This window comes from Amycolatopsis kentuckyensis, assembly GCF_002155975.1.
GTDB lineage: Bacteria > Actinomycetota > Actinomycetes > Mycobacteriales > Pseudonocardiaceae > Amycolatopsis > Amycolatopsis kentuckyensis.
Genome location: NZ_MUMI01000421.1, coordinates 1 through 9,666, shown reverse-complemented (window position 1 = coordinate 9,666; position 9,666 = coordinate 1). Strand labels below are relative to the sequence as shown.

7 protein-coding genes and 1 pseudogene are annotated in these 9,666 nt (G+C 72.7%); 1 reads left to right on the top strand and 7 read right to left on the bottom strand.

Annotation, left to right across the window (positions count from 1 at the left end; genetic code table 11):
- Both CCN39_RS34555 and CCN39_RS34550 read right to left on the bottom strand, forming a co-directional pair.
- Positions 1-1,246, bottom strand: a 1,246-nt coding sequence (locus CCN39_RS34555) for an ABC transporter transmembrane domain-containing protein (RefSeq protein ID WP_086849199.1), incomplete at its 3' end; no start/stop codon positions are given.
- On the bottom strand, positions 1,243-2,877 hold the full coding sequence (locus CCN39_RS34550) for an ABC transporter ATP-binding protein (RefSeq protein WP_086849197.1): 1,635 nt from the start codon (positions 2,875-2,877) through the stop codon (positions 1,243-1,245). The genes CCN39_RS34550 and CCN39_RS34555, both read right to left, overlap by 4 nt.
- 562 nt (positions 2,878-3,439) lie before the next feature.
- Here CCN39_RS34550 and purL point away from each other — a divergent pair.
- A complete protein-coding gene (purL, locus tag CCN39_RS34545) occupies positions 3,440-5,746 on the top strand; it encodes a phosphoribosylformylglycinamidine synthase subunit PurL (protein WP_167455265.1) in 2,307 nt (768 codons plus the stop codon).
- A gap of 30 nt (positions 5,747-5,776) precedes the next feature.
- On the opposite strand, the gene CCN39_RS34540 is transcribed toward purL, so the two are convergent.
- The 5 genes and pseudogenes from CCN39_RS34540 to CCN39_RS34520 form a co-directional block, all read right to left on the bottom strand.
- The gene (locus tag CCN39_RS34540) at positions 5,777-6,385 is read right to left on the bottom strand and encodes a response regulator transcription factor (RefSeq protein WP_086849202.1); all 609 of its coding nucleotides are present in this window, start codon (positions 6,383-6,385) and stop codon (positions 5,777-5,779) included.
- Complete coding sequence (locus tag CCN39_RS34535) at positions 6,382-7,458, bottom strand: sensor histidine kinase (protein WP_086849201.1); 1,077 nt, start codon at positions 7,456-7,458, stop codon at positions 6,382-6,384. Before CCN39_RS34535 ends, CCN39_RS34540 begins: the two co-directional genes overlap by 4 nt.
- Positions 7,459-7,493: 35 nt before the next feature.
- Positions 7,494-7,916 carry a hypothetical protein gene (locus CCN39_RS34530; RefSeq protein WP_086849195.1) on the bottom strand — a complete coding sequence of 141 codons (423 nt, stop codon included), beginning with the start codon at positions 7,914-7,916 and terminating at the stop codon, positions 7,494-7,496.
- A 144-nt stretch (positions 7,917-8,060) separates the two neighbouring features.
- Positions 8,061-9,140 (bottom strand): pentapeptide repeat-containing protein, encoded by a 1,080-nt coding sequence (locus CCN39_RS34525; protein ID WP_086849193.1) that lies wholly within the window; start codon positions 9,138-9,140, stop codon positions 8,061-8,063.
- 4 nt (positions 9,141-9,144) lie between these two features.
- Positions 9,145-9,666 (bottom strand): annotated as a pseudogene (locus CCN39_RS34520) (hypothetical protein); the annotation flags it as partial.

Genomic DNA, 9,666 nt, shown 5'->3' with positions numbered 1-9,666 from the left:
CGCCGCGCAGCACGTCGTCGGCCAGCGCCGAGACGTCCTGGCCGCCGATGCGCACCGAGCCCGCCGACGGCGCGGCGATGCCGGCCAGCAGCCGGCCGAGCGTCGACTTGCCCGCGCCCGACGGCCCGACGATCGCCAGCCGCTCGCCGCGCGGAACCCGCAGGTCGATGCCGTGCAGCACCTCGCGGTCGGCGGTGTAGCTGAACCGGACGTCGTGGACGTCGATGTCCCGCCCGCGCGGGACCTCGTCCACCTTCGGCACGTCCTCGACCGCAACCGACCGGACGCCGAGGATCCGGCGCGCCGCGGCCGATGCGACCTGCAGGTCCTCCAGCCAGAACAGCGCCTCGTTCAGCGGCGCCGCCATGCCCTGCACGTACAGCAGCATCGTGGTGATCTCGCCGAGCCCGGCCCAGCCCCGCGCGTACGCGAGCAGGCCAAGGAGCAGCATCACCGCCATCGGCAGCACGTAGCTGATCTCCAGCGACGGCAGCCACCGCAGCTGCAGCGCCCGCATCCGGCGTTCGCCGTAGATGCTCTGGTCCAGCGCGTCGTGCGCGGCGCCGATCCGCCGCTCGGTCAGCCCGAGCGCCTCGGTCGTGCGCGCGCCCTCCGCGGTCTCGTGGACGCTGGTGGTCAGGTCGGCCCAGCGGTCGAGCATCCACTGCATGGCCGCCGGGATCCGCCGCTGGTACCAGACGTTCACGGGCACCAGCAGCGGCAGCGCGACCAGCAGGCCCAGCGACAGCACCGGCGACGTCACGACCATCGCGACGATCGTGAACACCACGGTCACCGCCGCGACCAGGATCTGCGGCCCGGCGAACCGCGCCGCGTGGTCGATCCGGCCGAGGTCGGTGGTGGCCCGGCTGAGCAGGTCGCCGGTGCCCGCCGCCTCGACCGTGCCGAGCGGCAGCTGCAACGCCGTCCCGACGAACTCCTCGCGCGTCTCGGCCAGCACCAGCTCGCCGAACACCGCGCCGCGCATCCGGGCGATCTTCCGCGCCACCGCCTGCAGCAGCAGGATGGCGACGAACACCACCGCGAGCACGTCGACGTGCGCGGTCGTGGTGCCGGTCGCGACGTCGTCGACGAGCGAGCCGAGCAGCTGCGGCCCGGCCAGGCCGATCAGCGTGGCCACGGCCAGCGCGCCCAGCAGCAGGCCGAACTCGCGCTTGTGGCTCTTCGCCGTCTTCACGGCCCACCGGCGGACGTCCCGCCGGGCCGCCGTGGGCAGCCGTTTCACACCGTCACCCCCTTCGCGGTGAAGACTTCGTCCGCCACGTGTGTCCACAAGGGACTCTGACTGAACACCACCGTCGTCCGGCCGCGCCGCAGCTCGGCGACGCGTTCGGTGATGCGGGCCTCCGTGTGCGCGTCCACCGCCGACGTCGGCTCGTCGAGCACCAGGACGTCGGCGTCGGTCGCCAGCGCGCGGGCCAGGTTCAGCCGTTGCCGCTGGCCGCCGGACACCTCGCGGCCGCGCTCGCCGATCACCTCGTCGACGCCGTTGGGCAGCGCCTCGACGATGTCGTCGGCATCGGCCGCGTACAGCGCTTCGGTGATGCTGACCCCGCCTGGCCGCGCCGGCGCCAGCTGCTCGCGCAGCACGCCCGAGAACCAGATGTCCTGGTTGTGCGCGTAGACGATCCGGCGCCGCAGCTCCGCGAGCGCGACGTGGTCCGCCCGGACGCCGCCGACCAGCACCTCTTCGCCCTCGGCCGGATCGGCGAACCGCGCCAGCCGGTCGGCCACCGCTTCGCCGCCGGCCCCGAAGTCGACGACCGTGAGGCGGCCGGGCGCGACCCGGACCCCGGACTCGGTGTCCACCAGCTCCAGCGGGCCGCCGGGCAGCGGCATCGGCGTTTCCGGGTCCGCCAGCTTCGGGCGGATCGCCAGCAGCGTCACCACCTTCCGCGACGCGACCAGGCCCGACGTGATCGACCCGACGGCCTCCGTGGCGGCGTTGACCGGCCAGATGAGGAAGGCCGAAACGCCGTAGAACGCCACCAGCTGCCCGACGTCGATCGAGCCGGCCACGGCCAGCCGCGCGCCGAGCCAGGTGATCACCACGGTGACCAGGCCGGGCAGCGCGATCTCCGCCGCGGCCAGCCACGCCTCGGCCTTGCCGACCTCGATGCCGGCCAGCCGTACCCGCTGGCTCGTCTCGCGGAAGCGGGCGAAGAACCGCCGCTCGCCGCCGATGCCGCGCAGGATCCGCAGGCCGGACACGATGTCCGCGCCGAGCGCGTTGACGTCCCCGCGCTTCTCACGTTGCTTCGCCTTGCGCTTCTGCAGCGGCGCGAGCAGCGGCCCGATGCCGAGCACCGCGACGGGCACGCCGACCAGCGCGACCACGCCGAGCAGCGGCGACGTCGAGACCAGCCACACCGCGACCACGACGAACGCCAGCAGCGAGCCGAACGCGCGGCCGGTCATCTCGACGGTGTTGCCGATGTGGTTGACGTCCGTCGTGGAGACGGCGACGAGGTTGCCGGTGGTGGTCTGTTCGCGCAGCCCGGCGCCGACGCGCGTGGTGTGCGCCGAGACGAGCCGCTGGGTCGAGCCCGCGCCGTGCAGCCAGAGGCCGTAGTTGAGGAAGTGCAGCCAGGTGCCGAAGATCGTTTGCACGACCCCGAGCGCGGCCGCGGCCAGCGCCCACCGCACGACGGCGGCACCGTCCTGCGCGCCGATGGCCCCGATGCCCTGGCCGACGACCAGCGGCAGCAGCGCACCGGGCAGCGCCCAGACGACCCCGATCGCGGCGGCACCGAGCACCGTCCCGAGCCGAGCCCGGAAAACGGCGAGCAGGAAGCGGCTCGCGCTCGGCCGCGCGGGCAGCCGGAGTGGCGGAAAGGGATACGTGGCGGAAAGCACGATTCTCGACGGTAAGCCGAGGCCGGGAGGAAGGCGACCGAATTTCGGGCCGCGGGGTTTCAGTCGGTCGGGGACTCGGGTGCCGCTGGCTGCCCGCCACGGGAGGACTCGGGTGCCGCTGGGTCGCCGCCGCCCGGGAATCGCCTGACGCGCTCGGTCGCCGCCGCTCGGTGATCGCCGGGCGTCGCTGGGCCATGGTCGGGCGGGAATCGCCGGGCGTCGCTGGGCCACTGTCGGGTGGGAATCGCCGGGCCACCGTCGCGCGGGAATCGCCGGGTTCCGCTGGGCCCCCGCCACTCGGGAATCGCCGGCGCCGCAGACCTCCGCCGCTCGGGAACCCGGGCGCCGCTGCACCCCCAGCCGCCCGGGGGACCCCCGATTTCAACGTTACTCGCGGCCACCGACAATTCCGGCCAGCGCATCCCGGCCGCCCGCTGAATTGTCCACAACGCGCGCCCGTCCGAGGTGTCCCGATGTCGGCTCGGTCACAGCCGTCGCGGAGTGTTCGGGTTCGGCGGCCCACCGTCCGGGGTGGCCGGGAGCGCCCCGTATCCTGGCGGCCGTGGCGAACCCTGACACGGACACCGTGACCAGCACCGTTGACACCACCGAGCGCGCCGGGGCGACCCCGGAGCACACCCAGCCCTACCGCGAACTGGGCCTCGCCGACGACGAGTACGCCCGCATCCGGGAGATCCTCGGCCGCCGGCCCACCGATGCGGAGCTGGCGATGTACTCGGTCATGTGGAGCGAGCACTGCTCCTACAAGTCCTCCAAGAAGCACCTTCGCTACTTCGGGGAGACCGCCACCGACGAGATGAAGGCCAAGATGCTGGCCGGCATCGGGGAGAACGCGGGCGTCGTCGACATCGGCGAAGGCTGGGCCGTCACCTTCAAGGTGGAAAGCCACAACCACCCGTCCTATGTGGAGCCGTACCAGGGCGCCGCGACCGGCGTCGGCGGCATCGTGCGGGACATCATGGCCATGGGCGCGCGGCCCCTCGCGGTCGCCGACGCGCTGCGGTTCGGCCCGGCCGACGCCCCCGACACCAAGCGCGTGCTGCCCGGTGTGGTCGCCGGCGTCGGCGGCTACGGCAACTGCCTCGGCCTGCCGAACATCGGCGGCGAGCTGGTCTTCGACCCGTCCTACTCGGGCAACCCGCTGGTGAACGCCCTCTGCGTCGGCGCGATGCGCGTCGAGGACCTGCACCTCGCCTTCGCGTCCGGCACCGGCAACAAGATCATCCTGTTCGGCGCCCGCACCGGCCTCGACGGCATCGGCGGCGTTTCCGTCCTGGCGAGTGACACCTTTTCGGGTGACGAGTCGTCGGGCGGCCGCAAGAAGCTGCCGAGCGTCCAGGTCGGCGACCCGTTCACCGAGAAGGTGCTCATCGAGTGCTGCCTCGAGCTGTTCGCGCAGAACCTCGTCGTCGGCATCCAGGACCTCGGCGGCGCCGGGCTGTCCTGCGCGACGTCGGAGCTCGCCGCGGCCGGCGACGGTGGCATGCACATCTACCTCGACCGGGTTCCGTTGCGCGCCACCGGGATGACCCCGGCCGAGGTGCTCTCCAGCGAGTCGCAGGAGCGCATGTGCGCGGTCGTCTCGCCGGAGAACGTCGAGGCGTTCATGGCGGTCTGCCGCAAGTGGGACGTCATCGCCACCGACATCGGCGAGGTCACCGACGGCGAGCACCTGGTCATCACCTGGCACGACGAGGTCGTCGTCGACGTCCCGGCGCACACGGTCGCCCACCAGGGCCCGGTGTACGACCGGCCGATCGAGCGACCGTCCACTCAGGACGCCCTGATCGCGGACACCTCCGCGAAGCTGCCCCGTCCGTCCACTCCGGACGAACTGCGCGCGGACGTCCTCAAGCTCATCTCCTCGCCGAACCAGGCGTCGAAGGAATGGGTGACGTCGCAGTACGACCGGTACGTGCGCGGGAACTCCGTGCTTGCCCAGCCGTCGGACTCCGGCATGATCCGGATCGACGAGTCGACCGGCCGCGGTGTCTCGGTGGCGACCGACTGCAACAGCAAGTTCGTCTACCTCGACCCGTACCGCGGCGCGCAGCTGGCGCTGGCGGAGGCGTACCGCAACGTCGCCACGGGCGGCGCGACGCCGGTCGCGGTGTCGGACTGCCTGAACTTCGGCGCCCCCACCGACCCGGGCGTGATGTGGCAGTTCGAGCAGGCCGTGCACGGCCTGGCCGACGGCTGTGTCGAGCTCGGCATCCCGGTCACCGGCGGCAACGTGAGCTTCTTCAACCAGACCGGCGACACGGCGATCCTCCCGACGCCGGTGATCGGCGTCCTCGGCGTGATCGACGACGTCACCCGCCGCATCCCGACCGGCATCGGCGCGGAGGCCGGCGAAACCCTGCTGCTGCTGGGCGAAACGCACGACGAGCTGGACGGCTCGGCGTGGGCCCGCGAGCTGCACGGCCACCTCGGCGGCGTTCCGCCGAGGGTCGATCTGGCCCGCGAGAAGCTGCTGGGCGAGGTCCTGGTGGCGGGTTCCCGCGACGGCATGATCTCCGCCGCGCACGACCTGTCGGACGGCGGCCTGATCCAGACACTGGTCGAGACCGTCCTCATCGGACAGTGCGGCGCCCGGGTGTTCCTGGACGCCGACCAGGACCCGTTCGTGCAGCTGTTCTCGGAGTCCGCGGGCCGCGTGCTGGTGGCGGTCCCGCGCACGGAAGAACTCCGCTTCACCGAGATGTGCACCGCGCGCGGCCTCCCGTGGCGCAAGACCGGCGTGGTCGACCCGGAGTCGGGCACGCTGGAGCTGCAGGGCATCACGGAGTTCACGCTCGACGAGCTGCGTGAGGCCTGGGAGCGCACGCTCCCGGCCCTGTTCGACTGACGCCGGGCCCCGGCCCGGACCGGGCCGGGGCTACAGCCAGCCGCGTTCGTCGGCCACCCGCAGAGCCTCCATCCGGTTGCGGGTGCCGGTCTTGGTCGTGGCCCCGGACAGGTAGTTCCGCACGGTGCCCTCGGCGAGGTAGAGCCGGGCCGCGATCTCGGCCACGGTCGCGCCGGAGCGGGCCGCGATGAGCACGTCGCGCTCGCGGGCGGTGAGCGGCGACTCGCCCGCCGCCAGCGTGGCCGCGGCCAGTGCCGGGTCCACCACCCGCTCGCCGGCCACCACCCGCCGGACGGCGTCGGCGAGCGTGTCGGCCGGGGCGTCCTTCACGACGAACCCGACGGCACCCGCCTCCATGGCCCGGCGCAGGTAGCCGGTGCGGCCGAAGGTGGTCAGGATGACCACGCGGCACCCGGGCACCTGGGCGGTGAGCACGGCGGCCGCCGCGAGACCGTCCAGCCCGGGCATGTCGATGTCCAGCAGCGCCACGTCCGGGCGGTGTTCCAGCGCCGCGGCCGTCACCTCGTCGCCCCGGCCGACCGAGGCCACCACCTCGAAGTCCGGTTCGAGGTCGAGCAGCGCGCGCAGGGCCTGCCGGATCAGTTCCTGGTCGTCGGCGAGCAGCAGCCGGATCGTCATGCCGGCGCCACCACCCGCAGCGACCACCCGCGGGGCTCGACGGGCCCGGCGGTCAGCGCACCACCGGCCGCGGTCACCCGGGCGCGCAGACCGTCCAGCCCGGACCCCGGCCCGGCCGGGCCGCCGGTCCCGTCGTCGCGCACCTCCACGGAGGACGCGGTCAGCTCCACCGTGCACCGGCCGGCCCGTGCGTGTCGCACCACGTTCGTCAACCCTTCCCGGACCACCCAGCCGAACAGTTCCTGCCGCTCCTGCGGCACGTCGTCGTGGGCGGTGGGCAGGTCGGCGACCACGCCCGCCGCCCGCAGCAGCTCCCGGCCACGGGCGAGTTCGCCGGCGAGCGTGACCTCCCGGTACCCGGACACCGCCGCCCGCACGTCCGCCAGCGCCTGCCGGGACAGCTGCTCCACCGACTCCATCTCGGCCAGCGCCGCGGGAGGGGCGCCGACGGCCAGCCGCCGGGCCAGGGTGCTCTTCACGGTGATGGCGGTGAGCGAATGCCCGAGCAGGTCGTGCAGGTCGCGGGCGATCCGGTTGCGCTCGGCCTCGGAGGCCAGCCGGGCCACCTCGGCCCGGGCCTCGCGCAGCTGCTGGTTGGCCGTGGCGGTGCGGCTGAAGGCGTGGACCAGCAGGGTGGTGAACACCACGGCCACCGCGTAGTACCAGCTCGGGCCGGTGCTCCAGCCGGGCACGACCGCCGGCACCACCACGCACGCCGCGGCTCCCAGGACCACGAGCGCCGACGCCGTCCGGACGCCGACCCGCGCCGCGGCCGACGGCACGACCACCGCGACGAGGATCAGCGCGTACTCGTGGGCCAGCGGCGCGACCAGCACGGCCAGCACCGTCATCACCGTCAGCAGCCACCAGTGGATCCGCCACGCGGACCGCATCGAGGCCACCACGATGGCCAGGTAGCAGGCGGAGACGGCCGCCAGCAGCAGGTAGCCGGCGACCAGGCCGGCGCCGCGCGTGTACTGGGTGAGGCCCGCGGCCGCCAGGAACGGGTAGCAGAGCATGCCCAGGGAGAGCAGCAGCCGCCGCCGCTCGTCCAGACCCCGCAGGTCGTCCACGTCGGTGACGGTACCGCCGCCCGGGGCCGCGGTGATCACTCGGCAGCGAAGGTGGCGCGCACGGCTCGCGCGAAGGTCAGCAGGACGACGATGATCAGCAGCGCGAGGCACACGCCGTTCGCGACCTTGAACCAGACCGGGAAGGAGCCGGGGACGGCTTCGATCACGAGGATGGCCACGACCTGGGCCGTCGTGATGATCCGGACCCTGCGGTAGTTGGCTCGCGAGCCCTTGGCCATGGACACCCCGAGCGCGAAGGTGAGCGGCGCGGCGACGGCGAGGATCGAACCGCGGATCCACACGGCGTCGGTGACGAGGCCGGGGTGGCCGCTGAGCACCACGATCGCCAGGAAGGTCAGCAGGCTCACGGCCGCGTAGCCGCCGAGCAGCATCTTGGCGATGTGCAGCTTTTCGCGGGCGTCGGCGTCGGTCACGGTCAGGCTGGTCTGCTTCGTCATGCCCCGAATCCTGATCGGACGGCGGTGCCGCTGGTAGCGACGTTGTCCACAGGCTCGTCGTGACATCTGTCAGAACCCGGACATCCGGCCCGCGCCGCCGAGAACTGTCGTCCCCCACCGGTAGCGTGGAAAACGGGGGCCTGCTCAGCCCGCCTTGGCCACGATCCGCGCGTCCCCGTCGCGCAGCTCCTCCAGGTCCCACCCGTCGGGTACCCGCACGTCTTTTTCGTTGCGCACCAAGGTGTTGTACAGCGAAACCGACTCCGGCAGCGAAGCGAACCGCAGGTCGGTCTGCCCGCCGAACCGGGTGCGGCGCAGGTCGAGCGAATCGGCGACGACCACGCCGGTGAAGTCGGCGTCCTTGGCGAAGTCGGCGTCCTTGAAGTTGGTCGGCCCGGCGAACGTCGTCCCCGTGAAGTCCGCGGCTTCGGCGAACTTCGTCCCGCTGAACCACGCGTGGCTCTCGAAAACCGTGCCGCGGCACCGGAAGTAGCCCACCAGCCGACCCGCGCCGGTGCCGGCGGCGGTGAGGTAGACCCGGCGCGTGAAGCGGCAGCCGCTGAAGTTCGTGGAGCTGTGCAGCGACGCGTGCCGCAGCAGCAGGCCGCCGACCAGCTTGCCCGAGAGGTCCAGGTACTCCAGCACCGCGCCGGTCAGGTCCAGGTCGTACGCCGGGCCCGGGGCGTCGCGGGCGGGCAGCAATTCCGAGACGAGCCGCTGTGCCGTGAGGCGAACCGTGAGTTCGCGTTCCTCGTCGGCACTGCCCTCCTTCTGCGGATCGCGGTAGCGAGCGTGCTCGAACGGCCGCCGCAGGTACGAGCACAGCACGTCCAGCACCGTCTGCGTGTACTCCGGCCGGCTCCGCGCCAGCCCCGCCAGCGCGTGCAGCGCCCCGACCCGCACCTGGTCGGCAGCGTGCCCGAGCAGCTCGACCGCCTTGGCGAACCGCTCGTCGGCGACCCGCTCCCGGTCCTGTTCCGCGCGCTGCGCCTCGAGTTCGTGCCGCTGCCGCTCGATGTCCTGGCGGCGTTCCTCGACCCGGCGCCGCCGGTCGTTGAGCCACAGCGCGTACAGCGCCACGATCGCGCCGCCCGCCAGGCCGCCCGTCTTCAGCGCGTCACTGCGGCTGGTGGCGGGGTCGGTCAGCAGCCAGCCGCCGACCCCGATCAGCAGGACCACCGACGCGAGGAACGTCCACGCCAGCGGCGATCGCCACAGCTTCACGGCTTCAGGACACCAGCATCGTGCTGACGCAGAAGCCCTTTTTGTCGAAGTTCGTCGCGCTCAGCGTGCCCTTGACCGGCTTGCCGGCGGACGTCCCGGTGACCTCGCCCTCGACCAGGTACTTGTCGGCGGGCACGGACCCGAGCTGCAGCTGCAGCGGCGGCTTGAGGAACGTTTCGAGCCACGAACTGAGCAGCTGCTTCGAGTCGGCGCAGCCCATCGCCACGGCGCCGGCGTTGTCGCCCGCGTTCAGCTTGTCGATGAAGCCCTGCAGCACGGCCTTGGCGTCCGAGCTGCTCCCTTCGTTGCCGGACGGCGGCTTCGAGGTCGTCGGCTTCTTGGACGTCGGCTTCGACGTGGACGGCTTGGCCGACGTGCTCGACGACGGTGCCGCGGCCGTGTTGGTGTCGTCCTTGGAGAGGAAGAACCCGGGCGCGACGAAGCCGGTGATGCCCACCAGGGCGAGCACGACGACCACGGCGGAGCCGATCGCGATCCACATCCCGGTCTTGCTCTTCTTCGGCGG